The sequence below is a fragment of the Streptacidiphilus sp. PB12-B1b genome (assembly GCF_014084125.1).
Lineage (GTDB): Bacteria > Actinomycetota > Actinomycetes > Streptomycetales > Streptomycetaceae > Streptacidiphilus.
The window spans coordinates 4,159,511-4,177,275 of record NZ_CP048405.1 but is presented as its reverse complement, the minus strand read 5'-3'; the positions used below and the strand labels follow the sequence as shown (position 1 = coordinate 4,177,275).

The following is a 17,765-nucleotide window of genomic DNA, read 5'->3' as shown; positions in this document are numbered from 1 at the left end:
TGCCCCCGCCGTACGGCCCCGCCTCAGGACGGGCCGTACGGCGGGGGCTCGTCCTGCCGGGCGCCGCGCAGCCCCTTCCAGACCGGCTGGCGCAGGTGGCCGTGCACGGTGGTCTCCAGGAACTCCACCTCGCCGTGCAGCACCGGCCGGACGAAGCGCACCGGCTCGCCCCGGTCGATCCCGGCGATGCCGTCCGCGAACGGCGCCGTCCGGGAGTCCAGCCGGCGCAGCACCTCGGCCAGGGCGGTGCGCTCGGCCTGGGAGAAGCCGGTGCCGACCGCGCCCGCGTAGCGCAGCCCGCCCGCCCCGGCGATGCCCACCAGCAGCGCCTTGACCGAGGTGGCCCGGGCGTCGGCGGGCACCCACGCGCCGACGAAGACGTCGGCGGTGCGGACGTTCTTCAGCTTCACCCAGTCCCGGGTGCGCTTGCCCGGTCGGTAGGGCGAGTCCAGGCGCTTGGCGATCATCCCTTCCAGCCCGTGCTCCCTGGTCCACTGCCGGGCCTCCTCCACCGCCTCGCCCGGCCAGGCGGGCGGTACCAGCACATGGTCGCCGTGCAGCTCCAGCGCCTCCAGCAGGTGCCTGCGCCCGGTGTACGCCAGGTCGGTGGTGGCGGTGCCGCCCAGCCACAGCACGTCGAACACCAGCAGCGTCACCGGGACGCTGACGCTGGCGGTCTTGATCTGGATCGGGCTGCGCAGCGTCATCCGCTGCTGGAGCCGGCTGAACGACGGCCGCCCGTGGGCGTCCGCGGCGATCACCTCGCCGTCCAGGACGGCGTCCTGCGGCAGCAGCCCGACCAGGCTCTCCAGTTCGGGGTAGCGGGCGGTGGCGTCGTTGCCCGCCCGGGACTGCAGCCGCAGCCCGCCCGCGCCGTCCAGGTAGCACAGGACCCGCATGCCGTCCCACTTCACCTCGAAGGCCCAGTCGGCGGGGGTGCCGGGCATCGGCCCGGTGGACGCCAGCATGGGGTGCAGCGCGGGCAGGCCGGTCGGAGCGGGCGTGGAGGCCCGCAGGTCGGCGGCCATCACGCGGAGGCGCGCTTGCGCGGCGCCCGGACCTTGCCGAGCACGTCGATGAGGTCCTCACGGGTCATCGAGGACCGCCCGGGGATGTCCAGGTCGGCGGCCTTGCTGTACAGCTCGGACTTGGTCAGGTCGGACAGCTTCTCCCGGGAGCGGCCGCGACCCGAGCCCGCGTGCCCGGCGCGGCCGTCGGCGGCGGCGGGTGCGGCCTTCGGCCGCCGGGCGGTCCCGGCCCGGGCGCCGCCGTTGCTGCTGCCGTTGGTGCCGCCGCCGTCCCCGCCGCCGTCCCCGTTGCCGTCCTCGTTCGCGGGCTGTGCGGGCTGCGGGCCCCCGGCCCGGTCCAGGCTGCGCCGCAGCGCCTCCATCAGGTCGATGACATTGGTGGCGCCGGGCGGCTCGGCGGCGGTGACCACCTCGTGCCCGGCGCGCTTGGCGTCGATCAGCTCGTGCACCCGGTCCTCGAAGGAGTCGCGGTACTCGGCCGGGTTCCACTCGGTGCTGAGCAGGTCGATCAGCTGCTTGGCGGCGGCCAGCTGCTCGGCGTCGACCTGGGTCCGCTCCGGCAGCTCCGGCAGCTCCACGGCCGGATCCCGGACCTCGTCCGCGTAGTGCAGGGTGTGCATCTCCAGCACGTTCCCGGCCGGGCGGATCGTGGTCAGGTACTCCTTGCCGCGCATGACGAAGGTGGCGACGGCGGCCCGCTGGCTGTCCTCCAGCGCCTCCAGCAGCAGCGAGTAGATCTGGGTGAACTCCTCGCCGCGCGGCGCCAGGTAGTAGGTGGAGCTGAAGTAGATCGGGTCCACCTCCGCGAGGTCCACGAAGGCGGAGACCTCGATCACCCGGGAGCGTCCGGGGGCGATCTCCTCCAACTCGCCGGGCTCGATGATCACGTACTGCTCCTCGCCGAGGTCGTAGCCCTTGACGATGTCGTCGAAGGCCACCTCCTCGCCGGTGCGCTCGTTGACCCGGCGCATCCGCACCCGGTCGGCGGTGCCGCGCTGGATCTGCCGGAAGTGCGTGGTGTGGTCCTCGGTCGCGCTGTACAGCCGGACCGGAACGGTGACCAGGCCGAAGCTCAGAGCCCCTGTCCATATCGGTCGTGCCATCGTCTCGCTCTCCTTCGGTCCGTCATCGGCCGGTGGGGCTGCCCCGCTCCGGTCCTGCTTCTTGGCCGCCCGGTTCGCCGCCCGGCTCAGGCCCCCTGGTGCTGCGGCTGCCGCAGGTGCTGCAGCCGCTGCCGGGCCTCGCGGGCGCGGGCCTCGGCCCGCCGGGCCTCGCGGTCGGTGGTCTCCACCCTGGTCCGGTTGGCGCGCTCGGCGGCCACCGCCTCACGCTCCTCGGCCCTGATCCGGACCAGCTGCTGGCTCAGCTCCTCGACGCGCTGGTGCGCGCGCTCGCGCTGGGCCGTGGCCCGCTCCAGCTCCCGGCGGGCCGCGGTGGCCGCCGCGTCCGCCGCCTTGGCCAAGCGCTCCGCCTCGGCCTGCGCCCGCCGGGCCCGCTCGATCCGCTCGGCCCGTTCGGCCCGCCGCGCCTCCTCGGCGGCGCGCCGGGCCTGCTCGGCGGCGCGCCGGGCCTGCTCGGCGCGCTCGGCCCGCTCCGCCTGCTCGGCGCGTTCGGATCGCGGTGGCTTCTCGGCGCTGCGCCCCGCACCGGCTGCGCCGTTCGGGCGAGCGGGCGCGGACCGCGCGGGCTCCGCCGACTGCGGGACCACCGCCGCCGCCCCGTTGCCCCGGACGCTGGTCAGCCGCCCGGTGGCGAAGGCGTCGGCGGCCTGCTGGTCCGCGAGGACGGCCTGCAGCGCCAGCTCCAGATCGCTCAGCGGGCCCTCGCCCACGGGCAGTCCGGCGCGTACGGCCGAGGCCCCGGCCTGGCGGGTCAGCGCCGAGACCAGCGCCCGCCGGCGCCGGGTCAGCTCCCGCAGCTGTGCGCCGTCCAGGTGGTCCTGGGCGTCGCGCAGTCCGGAGGCCAGCTCCAGCAGCGAGCGGGTCTCCTCCGGGTGGTCCCGGCAGAGCAGGTTGGCCAGCCAGGCGCCCAGGGTGGGGCGGCGCAGCGCGCGCACCCGCGCGGCCACCGTCGGCTCCCCGGCCGCGCGGGCCCGGTCGGCGGCGGCATTGCGGGCCTCGGTGAACTGCGGCGGGGGCAGCCCGTACAGCTCGTCCGCGATCTCGTCGAAGTCCGCCCCGACGCTTCTCCTCGCCTGCACCATGTGTCTATATTCGCCTGTTTTGCCCCGTACGGGTATGCGGAGGCCTCTGGCGGGGATACGGGCAGGCATGGAACCGGTTGAGGCACTGGAACGGATCGCCTTCCTGCTGGAGCGCGAACAGGCGCCGACCTACCGGGTCAGGGCGTTCCGCCACGCCGCCGAGGTGGTGGGCGACCTGTCCCAGGTCGAACTGCTGCAACGCGCGGTCGCGGGTCGGCTGACCGAGCTGGAGGGCATCGGCAAGACCACCGCCCGAGTCATCGCCGAGGCCGCCGCCGACCGCACCCCGGAGTACCTGGCCGATCTGGAGCAGCGGGCGCTCACCCCGATGACCGAGGGCGGCCGGGAGCTGCGGGCGCTGCTGCGCGGCGACTGCCACCTGCACTCGGACTGGTCCGACGGCGGCAGCCCGATCGCGGCCATGGCCCGCGCCGCCCGCGAGCTCGGCCACGAGTGGGCGGTGCTGACCGACCACTCGCCCCGGCTGAAGATCGCCCGCGGCCTCAGCGCCGACCGGCTGCGCGAACAGCTCGACGTGGTGGCCGGGATCAACGAGACCCTCGCCCCGTTCCGGCTGCTGACCGGGATCGAGTGCGACATCCTCAGCGCCGGCGGCCTGGACCAGGAGCCGGAGCTGCTGGACCGGCTCGACCTGGTGGTCGCCTCCGCCCACTCCGAGCTGCGGATGGACGCGGCCTCGATGACCCGCCGCCTGGTCGAGGCGGTCGGCAACCCGCTGGTCGACGTCCTCGGCCACTGCACCGGGCGGCTGCTCGGCGGCAAGCCCCGGCCGGAGTCGGCCTTCGACGCCGACCAGGTCTTCGCCGCCTGTGCGCAGGCCGGCACGGCGGTGGAGATCAACAGCCGCCCGGAACGCCTCGATCCGCCCCGCCGCCTGCTGGAGACGGCCCGGAACGCGGGCGTGCTGTTTGCGATCGACAGCGACGCCCACGCGCCGGGCCAGCTCGACTGGCAGATCCTGGGCTGCGCCCGGGCCGAGGAGTGCGGCATCGCCCCCGAGCGGGTGGTCAACACCTGGACGGCCGAGCAACTGCTCACCTGGACCCGCACCCGGCAGCCCCCGGGCTGATGCCGGGCCGGTGCCGGCCTGGCCGTCCGGCCGGCTCCATCCGACGCCCCAGGAGTCGGTCCGAGGGTTGCTGCCCTGCGTACGGGACTCATGGTCCGGCTGTCCCTTCGGGGCGTTTCAGGAATGCACGGAGCCTTCGGTCGGTCGTGTGGGAAAAACCGCTCCCGAAGCCGTGTTGATATCGCAGGGGATCGTGTTCGATCGGTGTGCGGCCGGGGGCTGGAAATTCCGGGGATCGGAGCTGCTTCGAGAATTTCTGTCAGCAGCGGAAAATCCACCGAATGTGCGAATGGGCGTCCGAAGGCCCCGGTGGATCGGTTCGCTCGCGGCTGTGACCAGCTCTTTTGTGCTCGATGGCACGTTCCTGTCGCAGCGCCTGCCTTCGGAGGGGGTGGCTCCCGGGACTGCGTGTCCGCCGCCCCGGGAGAGGCTATGGCAGCGGGCATTCGCCGGGCAATCCGCTCCGGCGGGTGGCACGTTCCTGTCGATAGCGGAGGGAAAGATGAGCCTTGACAGGTTTCCGGGAATGATGGGATACCTTTCCCCGGGGCGCCGACAATTCTGATTCCCGGCCGTGAGCATCTGTGCGGGTGAACTCACTGGTCGCGCCGGTGTCCGACGCCTTCGTCCGACGTCTTCGGAGCCGGCTGTAGGACACGGCGCTCCCGTCAAAAACCCTCGTCATTCCGGAGGTCCGTCATCGTGAAAGCCTTCCAAGGACGTCTGCGGCGCACCATGCTGCGGGTGTCCCCGCTCCCCGTGCTGGCGCTGCTGCTGGCGTTCGGCATATCCGGGGCCCCGGGCACCGGGCACGCGGCCGGTGCGGGGCACACCGGCCTGGCTGCGGACAGCGCCAATGTGGGCAACGCCACCCACTTCGACAACCTGGGCTCGCCGTACGGCGGTTGCGGCATCCCGCAGGCGAACCTGGACTCGCAGGACTTCGTCGCACTGAACGTCTTCAACACCCCCGGGAACTACGCGCAGAACCCCGCGCCGCGCCCGGTTCCCGCCAGTGAGGCGGGACTTGAGGGCGCCTGGCAGAACGGTCAGAACTGCGACCGCTGGGTCCAGGTGACGATCGGCGACTACTGCACCGGCACCAACGACGGCGCCCAGAACGAACCGTTCTGCCGCAACGGCAGCTGGATCGCCGACAAGTACAACGGGGCGACCCTCACCATGCTCGTCGCCGACAGCTGCGGGGACGCCAACGCCTGGTGCCGGGACGACCCCAACCACCTCGACCTGGCCACCGGTTCGCTGAACCAGTTCCAGCTCAACGGCACGGCCGTGGGCGATCTGCTGCCGAACGCCTGGAACAACCGGCAGATCTCCTGGTCGTATGTCGCCGCACCCGACTACAGCGGTGACATCTCCATCGGCTTCATGCAGAAGGCATCCACGGGTTGGCCCGCCATATCCGTCAACCACCTGCCCAACGGCATCCACGGCATCTCCTACTACAACGGCAGCTCCTGGCAGCCGGCCACCATGGACGGTGACATGGGTCAGGCGTACGTCATCGGCGCCAACACCCCGGGCGGTTCCAGCTACACCATCAGGGTGACGGACGCCTCCGGCAACCTGGTCCAGAACGGCCGCGAGTACACCTTCGGCCTGCCCTCCTCGTGCAACCCGGTGTGCTCCCCGGCCTACACCGCCGCGGACTACACCACCAACGGCGGCGGTGGCGGTACCGGCGGCGGAACCGGTGGGACCAGTGGCGGCGGCACGGGCGGAACCGGCGGCACGGGCGGAACCGGCGGTGGCGGCACGGGCGGTACCGGTGGCACGGGCGGAACCGGTGGTGGCGGCACGGGCGGCGGCGCGGGCTCCGGCTGCCAGGCGGCCCTCCAGGTCACCAGCGTCTGGCCGGGCGGCTTCACCGGCAGTGTGACGGTGACCGACACCGGCGCCTCAGCCACCAACTCCTGGCAGGTGGGCTGGAACTGGCCCGGCGGCCAGGCGGTGACCGATCCGTGGCGTACCACCCTGACCCAGTCGGGCAGTTCGGTCACGGCCGACAGCGTCGACTACGACGCGGTGATCCCGGCCGGAGGAAACACCACCTTCGGCTTCAACGCCAGCGGGGACGCGTCCAATGTGCCCAGCAGCCTCTCCTGCAGCGCGAGCTGACCACGGAGCGGTGACCCGGCCCGGGTGAGCTGCCGTCGGCCGCGTGGGCATCCCGCCGTCCGTGGGATGCCCACGACGGCCCGGCGGTGGCGGAGCGCGCCCGGCGCCGCTGACGCACACTGGCAGGGTGGACGGCATCAGCAGGCGGGCCCTGCTCACCGGTGCGGCGGCGGGTGTGCTGGCCGCCGCCGGGTGCGGCGCGGGCGGCGGTTCCACGCCGACGACGTCCGGCCCGGCCGACGGCAGCCCCTCGGCGCTGCACCCCGGCACCGGCTCCGCCTCCGCCTCGGCGTCGCAGGCCGCGCTGCCGACCGTCACCCCCTGGCAGCCCAGCAGCAATGACATCGATCCCCAGGTCAAGGCCCGGGCGGCGCAGCTGATCGAGTCGCTCGGCACCTGGGGTCCGGGCCAGGGCGGAGCAGCGGCGGCCCGGTCCCGGGTGTCCGCACTGGGCCTGGATCCGGCACTCGCCGCCCAGGCCGGTCCGGTGCTGGGCCCGGCCCCGGCCGCCGCCCTGCAGGTGCTCGAGGCCCAGTACGGCGGCATCCTCAGCGACACCGCCAGTGTGCTGGTCGTCTGCAGGCAGTGGACGCGCGGCGCGGACGGCAGGGTCACCGCGGGCGGCACCACCGTGGACGTACGGCTGTCGCGGGCCGAGCCGCGCTGGCGGGTGACCGCGCTGCACCCGGCCCAGCCCGGCCCGGCCGAGGCCGCGCTGCCGGACCTCGCACGGCGGGTACTGGCCTCCGGGGCGATCACCCTCTCCCCGGCCGCCGAGGCGGACATCCGCAGCGGAGCCGTGCACGCGAGCGCGCTGGACGCGCTGCTGACCCTGGCGCGCAGCTACCGGATGCAGCTGAGCGTGGTGCGCTCCGGCCATCCGATCGACGTGTTCGGCACCGACCGGCCCAGCGACCACCCGCGCGGCCGGGCCTTCGACGTCTGGCGGGTGGACGGGTACGAGGTGGTCGACCCGCGGACCTCCCGGGCGCTGGTGGAGGGCTTCATGCGGGCGGCTGCGGCCGCCGGGTCGTACAACGTCGGCGGCCCCTGGCAGCTCGGCGGTGGCGCCCCGGACCAGTTCTTCAGCGACGACACCCACCATGACCACGTGCATGTCGGTTTCGACAGCTGACTGTACGAACAGCCGTGCGGAATTCCGCAATCCCGCACCCGTCCGGCGTGGCGTATGTCCCGAATGCCTCATATGGGCAAGGTGCGAACGCTGGCAGTCGGGGCCGCGACCGGTCTGGGGTCGGCCGCCGCGGCTCTGGCCGTCGGTGACCTGACGGCGGCGTTCACCGGCCCGTCGAGCGCTCCGGTGGTCGCCGTCGGGTCGGCTGCCATCGATCTGACGCCGACCTGGCTCAAGGACTTCGCCGTCCAGCACTTCGGCACCCACGACAAGACCGTGCTGCTCGCCGGAATTTACGCGACCATGCTGGTCCTGGCGCTGCTGTCGGGAGTGCTGGCCCTGCGCCGCAGGTGGGCGGGGGCCGTGCTGTTCGCGCTGTTCGCCGGCGTGGGCGCGCGTGCGGCCGTCTCGCGGCAGGTGTCGATCGTCCCGTCGCTGGTGGCCGGGGCGGTCGGCATCGCGGTGCTGTTGCTGCTGGTGCGACGGCTCGCACCGCGCACAGCAGCCGACACCGCCCGCAACGACACCGCCCCCGCCGACACCACACCCGCCGACGCCGCCGCGCCCCGGCCGCCGACCGGGATGCCGCGCCGGGGCTTCCTGGTCGCCCTCGCCGGAACCGCCGTGCTGGCGGCCGTCGCCGAGACGGCCGCGCGGGCGCTCACCGCCGCCCGCTACAACGTCTCCGCCGCCCGGGCCGCGATCCGGCTGCCCGCCCCGGCGAAGCCGCTGCCGCCGGTCCCGGCCTCGGCCCACCCGGCGGTGCCCGGCCTCTCCTCGTTCAGCACCCCCAGCGCCGACTTCTACCGGGTGGACACCGATCTGACGCTCCCTCAAGTCTCGCCCCACGGCTGGACACTGCGCGTCCACGGGATGGTCGACCACCCGATGGAGCTGTCCTTCGACGACCTGCTGCACCGGCCGCTGACCGAACTCGACCACACCCTGTCCTGCGTCTCCAACCAGATCGGCGGCCCGTACGTGAGCACCACCCGTTGGCTGGGCGCGTCGCTGCCCGCGCTGCTGCGCGAGGCGGGCGTCCGCCCGGGCGCACAGCAGGTGGTGGGACGCTCCACCGACGGCATGACCATCGGCTCGCCGCTGGACCTGGTGCTGGACGGCCGGACGGCGCTGCTGGCGGTCGCCATGGACGGCCGACCGCTGCCGGTCGCGCACGGCTTCCCCTGCCGCTCCGTGGTCCCCGGCCTGTACGGGTACGCCTCGGCGACCAAGTGGCTGGTGGACCTGGAGGTGACCAGCTTCGCGGCCTACGACCCGTACTGGGTCCAGCGCGGCTGGGACCGCACCGGGACGGTCAGGACGGCCTCCCGGATCGAGGTCCCGGCCCCGCTGGCGCAACTGCCGGCCGGGACGGTGACCGTCGCCGGGACCGCCTGGGCCACCCACCGCGGCATCTCCGCCGTCGAGATCCGCGCCGACGGCGGCCCCTGGCAGCAGGCCCGGCTGGCCACCGCCGTCAGCCCGGACGTCTGGCGCCAGTGGAGCTGCGAGTGGCACGCCACCACCTCGGGCCTGCACACCCTGGAGGTCCGCGCCACCGACTCCACCGGGGCCGTCCAGCCGCAGGCCCGCACACCCCCCTTCCCGTCCGGGGCCACCGGCTGGCACAGCGTCGTGGTCACCGTCGACTGAGGCCGGACGGCCCCGCCCCGCCCCCTGCACGAGCTCCACCACCGCAGAACCCGCCATCACCACCGACAAGGATCAAAAGGAAGTGACTCACGATGGCAACCACCATCACCCGTTCCACCTCGCTGGGAATCGCCTCGGCCGCCGCGGCCCTGGTCTTCGGGCTGACCGCCTGCAGCAGCGGTGCCAGCGCGGCCGCGGCGCCCGCCGCCGGCTCCGCCACCACCGCCAGCGCCATGGCCTCCACCGGACCGTCCGGTACGGCCATGGCTCAGCCCTTCGGTCCCGGCTGTGCCAAGGTCCCGGGCAGCGGCTCCGGGAGCTTCTCCGGCATGGCGCAGGACCCGGTGGCCACGGCCGCCTCCCACAACCCGCTGCTGTCCACCCTGGTGACGGCGGTGCAGAAGGCCGGTCTGGTCGACACCCTGAACTCGGCCAAGGGCATCACCGTGTTCGCGCCGAGCAACACCGCCTTCGCCAAGATCCCGAAGGCCACGCTTGCCTCGGTGCTGGCCAACAAGGCCGAGCTCACCAAGATCCTGACCTACCACGTGGTCTCCGGCCAGCTGGCCCCGAGCGCGCTGGCGGGCACTCACAAGACGCTGGAGGGCAGCAGCCTCACCGTCACCGGCTCCGGCCAGAGCTTCACCGTGAACGGCACCGCGAAGGTCGTCTGCGGTGACGTCCACACCGCCAACGCCACGGTTTACATCATCGACACCGTACTGATGCCGAAGGCCTGACCGCGCCCGGAACTCCCCGGCGCCGGCCGGTCCGATCCCCGGCGCCGGGGGCCGCACGGCCCGGGGCGGTCACTGCTCAGACCGGGAGCTGCTTCCGGCCTGAGCGGTGACCGCCTTCAGCAGCGGCGCCAGGTCGTCCTCCAACCGCTGGTAGTCACCGGAGTGGCCGTCGGACCACTGCGCCATGCCGACCACCATCAGGTTGCCGGTACCGGCGAACGCCTGCACCAGCCCGCTCGACGCGGGCAGCGAGCGCAACGCCGAGCCGGGCGGCGGCAGCTGGACCACCACCTCGTCGTCGGTGGGGTTGCCGCCCAGCCGGGTGATCATGGGCAGAACGTCCTCGGGGCTCCGCATGGTGAAGACCGCGAAGCTGTACTCGTCGGCCGAACGGTCCCGGTAGAGCGCGAAGTCCAGCCCCAGGCAGCCGTGGCTCTGGGTGATCAGACCGGCCAGCGTCGGGCCGACGCTCTGCGCACCGGTGCAACTGGCGACCGAGGTGTCACTGACCCGGGTGTAGCCGGCCACGGCGGCCGGGAACGCCTGGGCGGGGGTGACCGCCGTCGCAGTGCCGGGCTCGCTCGCGGCCCTGCCCGCGGGTGCGGCGGCCTTGGCCGCCGTGTCCGGCGCGGCGGTCCGGCCCGCCGACGCGCTCGGCGCCGCCGTGCCCACCGCAGTCGCCGCCGAGGCATGGCCGGCCGGGTGCAGGTAGCCGAGCCGGTACGCCCCGGCGCCGCCCGCCAGCAGGCAGCCGGCCAGGGTCAGCGCCACCCACGGCCAACGCCGCCTGCGGCGCGGCTGCGGCAGGGCGCGCTCGGCCGCGCTCGGCTCATGCGGCGCGTTCTGCTTCTCGAACTCCTTGACGAACGAGTCCCACAGCTCGTCGCCGCCCGTTTGGTTGGTCACGGGCGGACTCTAGTGATCAACAGATCCCCAGGGCAAAACCTGTTCGATCACCCGGGCATCCGGCGGCGTCCGGCGCGCCGCAATGAAACATCTGCGTGAACTCCGGCCGCTCGCCGATCTTCTGGTCTAGCCTCGCGGCATCCGCCCCTGTCGTGGACCGACCCTGGAGGTAGCTGTCGATGAGGCTCTCCCCGCACGAGCAGGAACGGCTGCTCATCCACGTCGCCGCCGACGTCGCCCGGGCCAGGCAGGGCCGGGGGCTGGCGCTGAACTACCCCGAGGCGCTGGCTGTCCTGACCGTGCACATCCTGGAGGGCGCGCGCGACGGCCGCACCGTGGCCGAGCTGATGGAGTCCGGTCGGCAGGTGCTGACCCGCGCCGACCTGATGGACGGCGTCCCCGAGATGATCCACGAGGTGCAGGTCGAGGCCACGTTCCCGGACGGGACCAAGCTGGTGACCGTGCACCAGCCGGTCGTATGACGTCCGGGCCGGTGGTGCCCGGCGAGATCCTGCTCGCCGACGAGCCGGTCGGGCTGAACGCCGGGCTGCCGGTCACTGTGCTCGGCGTCGTCAACACAGCCGACCGCCCGGTCCAGGTCGGCTCGCACTACCACTTCGCCGAGGCCAATCCGGGGCTGCGGTTCGACCGCGCCGCCGCGCACGGCCTGCGGCTCAACATCCCGGCCGGCACCGCCGTCCGCTTCGAGCCCGGCATCCCGGCCGAGGTCGAGTTGGTGCCGCTGGGCGGACGCCGTGAGGTGTTCGGCCTGCGCGGCGAGACGAAGGGAAGCCTCGATGCCTGACCCCCGGCCCGCGCCCGGCGGCAGCCCGGCGCTGCGGCTGACCCGCCGCCGCTACGCCGACCTGTACGGGCCCACCGCCGGGGACCGCATCCGGCTCGCCGACACCGACCTGCTGATCGAGATCGAGAGCGACCTGTGCGCGGGCGGCGACGAGGCGGTGTTCGGCGGGGGCAAGGTCATCCGCGAGTCGATGGGGCAGTCCCGCGCCTCGCGCGCCGAGGGCACCCTCGACACCGTGATCACCGGCGCGGTGGTGCTGGACCACTGGGGCATCGTCAAGGCCGACGTCGGCATCCGCGACGGCCGGATCACCGCGCTGGGCAAGGCCGGGAACCCGGAGACCATGACCGGGGTGCACTCCGCCCTGGTGATCGGGCCGGAGACCGAGGTGATCTCCGGCAACGGCCGGATCCTGACCGCCGGGGCCGTCGACGCCCACGTCCACCTGATCTGCCCGCAGCTGTTCGAGGAGGCCCTGGCCTCCGGCGTGACCACCCTGCTCGGCGGCGGCACCGGCCCGGCCGAGGGCACCAAGGCCACCACCGTCACCCCCGGCGGCTGGCACCTGGCCCGGATGTTCGCCGCCGCCGAACAGTACCCGGTCAACCTCGGGCTGCTGGGCAAGGGCAACACGGTCAACGCCGAGTCCATGCGGGCCCAGTTGCGCGCAGGGGCGGTCGGCTTCAAGATCCACGAGGACTGGGGCGCCACCCCCGCCGTCATCGACGCCTGCCTGAACGTCTGCGAGGAGTCCGGTGCGCAGCTCGCCCTGCACACCGACACCCTGAACGAGGCGGGGTTCGTCCAGGACACACTGGCGGCCATCGCCGGGCGCGGCGTGCACGCGTACCACACCGAGGGCGCGGGCGGCGGGCACGCGCCGGACATCATCACCGTCGTCTCCCAGCCCAACGTGCTGCCCAGCTCCACCAACCCGACCCGCCCGCACACCCGCAACACCGTGGACGAGCACCTCGACATGCTGATGGTGTGCCACCACCTCAACCCGGACGTCCCCGAGGACCTGGCCTTCGCCGAATCCCGGATCCGCCCCTCCACCATCGCCGCCGAGGACGTCCTGCACGACATGGGCGCGATCTCGATCATCAGCTCCGACTCGCAGGCCATGGGACGCATCGGCGAGGTCGTGCTGCGCACCTGGCAGACCGCGCACGTGATGAAGGTCCGGCGCGGCCCGCTGCCCGGCGGCGGCCGCGCCGACAACCACCGGGTGCGTCGCTATGTCGCCAAATACACCATCAACCCGGCGGTGGCGCAGGGCCTGGACGGCGAGATCGGCTCGGTGGAGGTCGGGAAGCTGGCCGACCTGGTGCTGTGGACTCCCGCGTTCTTCGGCGTCAAACCCGATCTGGTGATCAAGGGCGGACAGATCGCCTGGGCGCAGATGGGCGACGCCAACGCCTCCATCCCCACCCCGCAGCCGCTGCTGCCGCGCCCCATGTTCGGCGCCATCGGCCGCGCCCCGGCCGCCAACTCGCTCAACTTCGTCACCCGGGCCGCCCTCGACGACGGCCTGCCGCAACGCCTCGCCGAGCAGCTCGGCGTGGGCAAGGCCTTCGCCGCCATCCGCGACACCCGCCGCGTCACCAAGGACGACATGCACCAGAACACCGCCAGGCCCGAGGTCACCGTCGAGCCCGACAGCTTCACCGTACGGATCGACGGCGCGGTGGTCGATCCCCGGCCCGCCCGGGAACTGCCCATGGCCCAGCGCTACTTCCTCTTCTAGCCGCCCGTGAACCCCGACCCGAACACCCTCGACCCGCTCACTCCCGGAGCGGTCGACCCCGCGCTGCTGGTCCTCGCCGACGGCCGCTTCCCCGCCGGGGGACACGCCCACTCCGGCGGGGCCGAGGCCGCCGTCCGGGCCGGACGCGTCCACGACCCGGAAAGCCTGCGCGCCTTCTGCACCGGACGCCTGCACACCACCGGCCTGACCTCGGCCGCCCTGGCCGCCGCAGCCGCCGCCGGGCTACCGCCGCCCGCGCTGGACGACGCCGCAGACGCCCGCACCCCGTCACCCGCGCTGCGGGCCACCTCGCGCCGCCTCGGCCGCCAACTGCTCCGCGCGGCCCGGGCCGTCTGGCCCGATCCGGCGCTCGACCGGCTCGCCGCCGAGCGCCCGCGCGGCGCGCACCACAGCGTCGTGCTCGGCCTGGCCGCCGCAGCCGCCGGGCTGGACCCGGGCGGGGCGGCGACCGCCGCCGCCTACGAATCCGTCTCCGGAGCGGTCTCCGCCGCCGTGCGGCTGCTCGGCCTGGACCCGTTCCAGGCCACCGCCGTCCTCGCCCGGCTCGCCCCCGAGCTGCGGCAGGTCGCCGCAGCGGCGGTCACGGCCGCCGACACCGCCGCCCGCGAGGGCCTGGACGCCCTGCCCGCCGCCTCCGCGCCGCTGCTGGACGTCTACGCCGAACAGCACGCCGCCTGGCCCGTCCGCCTCTTCGCCTCCTGACCCCGCCCCCGACTCTGCCGCTCCGCCTCCGCCGACCCTGCCCCGACCCCGCAAGGAGCCCGCTCTGATGCACCGCGACCCCGAACTCCCGGCGCCGCTCCCCGGCGCCGACCCGCACCTGCCCGACGGCAGCCACCGCGCGCTGCGGATCGGCCTCGGCGGGCCCGTCGGCTCCGGCAAGACCGCCACCGTCGCCGCACTCTGCCGCACGCTGCGCGACGAGATCTCGCTGGCCGTGGTCACCAACGACATCTACACCACCGAGGACGCTGACTTCCTGCTGCGCAACGCCGTCCTGCCGCCGGAGCGGATCACCGCCGTCGAGACCGGCTGCTGCCCGCACACCGCCATCCGCGACGACATCTCCGCCAACCTGGAGGCGGTCGAGGACCTGGAGGCCGGGACCGGCCCGCTGGACCTGGTCCTCATCGAGAGCGGCGGCGACAACCTCACCGCCACCTTCAGCCGCGGGCTGGTCGACCACCAGATCTTCGTCATCGACGTCTCCGGCGGCGACAAGATCCCGCGCAAGGGCGGCCCCGGGGTCTCCACCTCCGACCTGCTCGTGGTCAACAAGACCGACCTCGCCCCGCTGGTCGGCGCCGACCTGGCGGTCATGGACCGCGACGCCCGGGCCCAGCGCGGCGACCTGCCAGTCGTCTTCTGCTCGCTGGCCGCCGCCGACGGCGTCGCCCCCATCGCCCAGTGGGTCCGCGACCGGCTGCGCGAATGGACCGAATGACGGCGCCCCCGGGCGCGACCGTCCGGGCGGTCGCCCGGATCACCGCCACCCCCGACGGACGCGGCGGCACCGCGCTGCCACTGCTCGCCGGGGACGGCCCGATCGCGCTGCGCCGCACCACGCACCCCGGCCCGGCCGGGGCCGCGCAGGTCACCGTGGTCGGCGCGATGGCCGCGCCGCTGGGCGGCGACCGGCTGCGCATCGACGTCCACGTCCGGACCGGCGCGCGACTGCGGGTCACCAGCGCCGCCGCCACCCTCAGCCTGCCCGGACACGCCCCCGCCCCGGCCCGCTACGACCTGGACCTGCGGGTGGACGATGGCGGCGAGCTGGAGTGGCTGCCCGAACCGGTCATCGCCGCGGCCGGGAGCGAACTGCACACCGCCACCCGGGTCCGGCTGGCCGGGAGCGCCCGGCTGCTGCTGCGCGAGGAGCAGATCCTCGGCCGCAGCGGCGAGGCCCCCGGGCGGCCCACCGCCCGGCTGACCGTGCACCACGACGACCGCCCGCTGTTCGACCAGCAGACCGACCACGGCCCCGGCGCCCCCGGCTGGGACGGCCCCGCGCGGCTGGCCGGCCACCGGGCCCTCGGCCACTGCCTGCTGCGCGATCCGGCACTGGCCCGGCAGCCGCCCGCCGCCGCGCTGCTCGGCGAGCCGCCCGCGGAGGCCGTGCTGCTGCCGCTGGCGGACGCCACGGCCGTACTGCTCACCGCCACCGCCCCGGACGGCCTCCTACTGCGCCGCGCCCTGCGCCACCCACTCACCTCCGCCTGACCCACCTGCCTGACCCGCCCGTCTGGCCTGCCCGGCCGGTTGGCCGCCCGGCGGACCCGTCCTGCCGATCCGACCGTCGGCCGCCCGCCCGTCCGGCAGACCCGCCCGACGCCAACGCCTGCACCGGCCGCCCGGCTGACCCGCCCGGCCCGGCCGCCCGAGGCCGACCGGCCCGGCCGCTGCCTCAGCCGGTCTGCGCCCCGTGCAGCCGCGCGTACGCGCCGTTGCGGCGGAGCAGCTGGTCATGGGCGCCGGTCTCGGCGATCCGCCCGTCGTCCAGCACCACGATCCGGTCGGCGCCGCGGATCGTGCTCAGCCGGTGCGCCACCACGAACGTCGTCCGCCCGCGCATCAGCCGGGCCAGGGCCTCCTGCACCAGCGCCTCGGAGCCGGTGTCGAGGGCCGAGGTCGCCTCGTCCAGGATCAGCACCCGCGGATCGCGGATCAGCGCCCTGGCTATGGCCAGCCGCTGCTTCTGCCCGCCGGAGAGCCGCGCCCCGCGCTCGCCGACGACTGTGTCCAGGCCGCCGGGCAGCCGGTCCACGAACTCGGTGGCGTTGGCGTCCCGCAGCGCGGCGCGCACCACCGCCTCCGGGACGTCGGCCATGCCGTAGCTGACGTTCTCCCGGATGCTGCCCTCGAACAGGATCGACTCCTGCGGCACGATCGACAGGAACCGGCGGTAGGTGCGCAGGTCCAGGGCCTCCATGTCGGTCCCGTCCAGCAGGATCCGGCCGGAGGTCGGCCGCAGGAAGCCGATGGCGAGGTTCAACACCGTGGACTTGCCCGCCCCGGAGGCCCCGACCAGGGCCACCGTCTCGCCGGGTGCGACGGTCAGCGAGAAGTCCCGCACCGACCGGCGCGCCGCCTCCGGGTAGGCGTAGTCGACCCGCTCGAAGCGGATCTCGCCGCGGACCGCGCGGACCTCGGTCTTGCCCGCGTTGGTCTCCAGATCGGGGGCCTGCAGCACCTCGCCGACCGAGCGCACCGACTCCAGCCCCTTGCTGATGATCGGCGCCAGGCTGATCAGCGAGGTGACCGCGCCGGTGAGGGTGGTGAAGAAGGCGCTGAGCATCACCACGTCCCCGGCGGTGACCCCGAACGCGCCGGTGTAGGCGATCCAGGCGGAACCGGCCAGGCAGCCCACGCCCAGGGTGTTCAGGGTGATCCAGGCCATTGCCCCGAAGCGGCCGTTGACCTGGTCCAGGCGCAGCCCCGCGCCCTGGACCTGGCGCAGCGTGCCGTCCAGCCGCGCGATGGCGTCCTGCTCCAGGCCGTGTGCCCGGGTGATCGGAATCAGCGAGGTCATCTCCACCACCCGGGCCGACAGCTGCTCCACCTCCTGCCGGAAGGACTCGTTCTGGGTGCGCAGCCTGCTGCGCAGCCGCACCACCAGGACCGCCGCGGCGGGCACCACCACCAGGAACACCGGCAGGAACAACGGCGTGCGCTGGCCGATGATCAACAGCCCGCCGAAGAGGCTGCACAGCGCGGACAGGCCGCTGTCGGCGGACTGTTGCAGCATCTGCTCCACGGTCTCCACGTCCCGGATGACCTTGGTCTGGAGCACCCCCGCGCTGACCCGGGAGTGGTAGCCGATGGACAGCTCCTGCAGCCGTCGGCAGATGGCCGAGCGCAGCCCCGTGCTCATCCGGCGGATGGAGCGGCTGTAGCAGCGGATGTAGAGCTGGTTGCCGGGATAGTTGAGCAGCAGCAGCCCCAGCAGCAGACCGCAGTTGAGCCACAGTCCGGAGGCCGGGCCGTGCTTCACCACCACGTCGATGACGTTCGCCGTCACCAGCGGCAGCAGCCAGGTGGGGCTGTGCTTGACCACGAACGAGGCGGTGCCCAGGGCGAGTCGGCGCCGGTCGTCGCTGAGCAGGTAGAGCAGGGTCCGCAGCGGGTTCTCGCCGCGGTAGCGGTGGTCGAGCGGGCTGGAGGCGGGCAGCATGGAGCACTCCTGCACGGGGGGAGGTCGCAGGGAGGCCGCGGCGGCGGGGCGACGCGTCGGATTCTCCCAGAGAGCGCTGTCCGGACGCCATCCGATTTCCGTCCCGCAGCCGCTCCGCAGCCGC

16 protein-coding genes are annotated in these 17,765 nt (G+C 74.0%); 11 read left to right on the top strand and 5 right to left on the bottom strand.

Translation table 11 applies throughout. From position 1 onward, the window contains the following. Positions 1-23: 23 nt before the first annotated feature. The 3 genes from ligD to GXW83_RS18665 all read right to left on the bottom strand — a co-directional run bounded on the left by ligD (position 24) and on the right by GXW83_RS18665 (position 3,231). Complete coding sequence (ligD, locus tag GXW83_RS18675; protein ID WP_182444174.1) at positions 24-1,028, bottom strand: non-homologous end-joining DNA ligase; 1,005 nt, start codon at positions 1,026-1,028, stop codon at positions 24-26. Next, complete coding sequence (locus GXW83_RS18670) at positions 1,028-2,131, bottom strand: Ku protein (protein ID WP_182444173.1); 1,104 nt, start codon at positions 2,129-2,131, stop codon at positions 1,028-1,030. The genes ligD and GXW83_RS18670 overlap by 1 nt, the downstream gene beginning before the upstream one ends. An 86-nt stretch (positions 2,132-2,217) precedes the next feature. After that, positions 2,218-3,231, bottom strand: coding sequence for a hypothetical protein (locus GXW83_RS18665; protein ID WP_182444172.1), 1,014 nt, complete (start codon positions 3,229-3,231; stop codon positions 2,218-2,220). A 67-nt stretch (positions 3,232-3,298) separates the two neighbouring features. Here GXW83_RS18665 and GXW83_RS18660 point away from each other — a divergent pair, with 67 nt between their 5' ends. The 5 genes from GXW83_RS18660 to GXW83_RS18640 all read left to right on the top strand — a co-directional run bounded on the left by GXW83_RS18660 (position 3,299) and on the right by GXW83_RS18640 (position 9,988). After that, positions 3,299-4,321: a PHP domain-containing protein gene (locus GXW83_RS18660; RefSeq protein WP_182444171.1), complete on the top strand. Its 1,023-nt coding sequence runs from the start codon at positions 3,299-3,301 to the stop codon at positions 4,319-4,321. A 744-nt stretch (positions 4,322-5,065) separates the two neighbouring features. Further along, positions 5,066-6,460 (top strand): cellulose binding domain-containing protein, encoded by a 1,395-nt coding sequence (locus GXW83_RS18655; RefSeq protein WP_225447089.1) that lies wholly within the window; start codon positions 5,066-5,068, stop codon positions 6,458-6,460. Between the two features lie 127 nt (positions 6,461-6,587). Next, positions 6,588-7,595 (top strand): hypothetical protein, encoded by a 1,008-nt coding sequence (locus GXW83_RS18650; RefSeq protein WP_225447088.1) that lies wholly within the window; start codon positions 6,588-6,590, stop codon positions 7,593-7,595. A 72-nt stretch (positions 7,596-7,667) separates the two neighbouring features. Beyond that, positions 7,668-9,248: a molybdopterin-dependent oxidoreductase gene (locus GXW83_RS18645; RefSeq protein WP_225447087.1), complete on the top strand. Its 1,581-nt coding sequence runs from the start codon at positions 7,668-7,670 to the stop codon at positions 9,246-9,248. Between the two features lie 92 nt (positions 9,249-9,340). After that, complete coding sequence (locus tag GXW83_RS18640) at positions 9,341-9,988, top strand: fasciclin domain-containing protein (protein WP_182444169.1); 648 nt, start codon at positions 9,341-9,343, stop codon at positions 9,986-9,988. Positions 9,989-10,057: 69 nt separating this feature from the next. Here GXW83_RS18640 and GXW83_RS18635 read toward each other — a convergent pair whose 3' ends face one another. Further along, complete coding sequence (locus tag GXW83_RS18635; RefSeq protein WP_182444168.1) at positions 10,058-10,894, bottom strand: hypothetical protein; 837 nt, start codon at positions 10,892-10,894, stop codon at positions 10,058-10,060. Between the two features lie 179 nt (positions 10,895-11,073). Here GXW83_RS18635 and GXW83_RS18630 point away from each other — a divergent pair, with 179 nt between their 5' ends. The 6 genes from GXW83_RS18630 (at position 11,074) to GXW83_RS18605 (ending at position 15,690) form a co-directional block, all read left to right on the top strand. Further along, the gene (locus tag GXW83_RS18630; RefSeq protein WP_182444167.1) at positions 11,074-11,376 is read left to right on the top strand and encodes an urease subunit gamma; all 303 of its coding nucleotides are present in this window, start codon (positions 11,074-11,076) and stop codon (positions 11,374-11,376) included. Between the two features lie 11 nt (positions 11,377-11,387). Beyond that, positions 11,388-11,699: an urease subunit beta gene (locus tag GXW83_RS18625; RefSeq protein ID WP_182447405.1), complete on the top strand. Its 312-nt coding sequence runs from the start codon at positions 11,388-11,390 to the stop codon at positions 11,697-11,699. After that, positions 11,692-13,449: an urease subunit alpha gene (locus GXW83_RS18620; protein WP_182444166.1), complete on the top strand. Its 1,758-nt coding sequence runs from the start codon at positions 11,692-11,694 to the stop codon at positions 13,447-13,449. Before GXW83_RS18625 ends, GXW83_RS18620 begins: the two co-directional genes overlap by 8 nt. 6 nt (positions 13,450-13,455) lie before the next feature. Then, entirely contained in the window at positions 13,456-14,172 is a 717-nt protein-coding gene (locus GXW83_RS18615) for an urease accessory protein UreF (RefSeq protein WP_225447086.1), read from the top strand. A gap of 67 nt (positions 14,173-14,239) precedes the next feature. Further along, on the top strand, positions 14,240-14,914 hold the full coding sequence (gene ureG / locus GXW83_RS18610; protein WP_182444165.1) for an urease accessory protein UreG: 675 nt from the start codon (positions 14,240-14,242) through the stop codon (positions 14,912-14,914). Beyond that, positions 14,902-15,690, top strand: a complete 789-nt coding sequence (locus tag GXW83_RS18605) for an urease accessory protein UreD (RefSeq protein WP_182444164.1) — start codon at positions 14,902-14,904, stop codon at positions 15,688-15,690. Before ureG ends, GXW83_RS18605 begins: the two co-directional genes overlap by 13 nt. A gap of 184 nt (positions 15,691-15,874) precedes the next feature. Here GXW83_RS18605 and GXW83_RS18600 read toward each other — a convergent pair whose 3' ends face one another. Next, positions 15,875-17,641, bottom strand: coding sequence for an ABC transporter ATP-binding protein (locus GXW83_RS18600; protein WP_182444163.1), 1,767 nt, complete (start codon positions 17,639-17,641; stop codon positions 15,875-15,877). Positions 17,642-17,765: the final 124 nt, after the last annotated feature.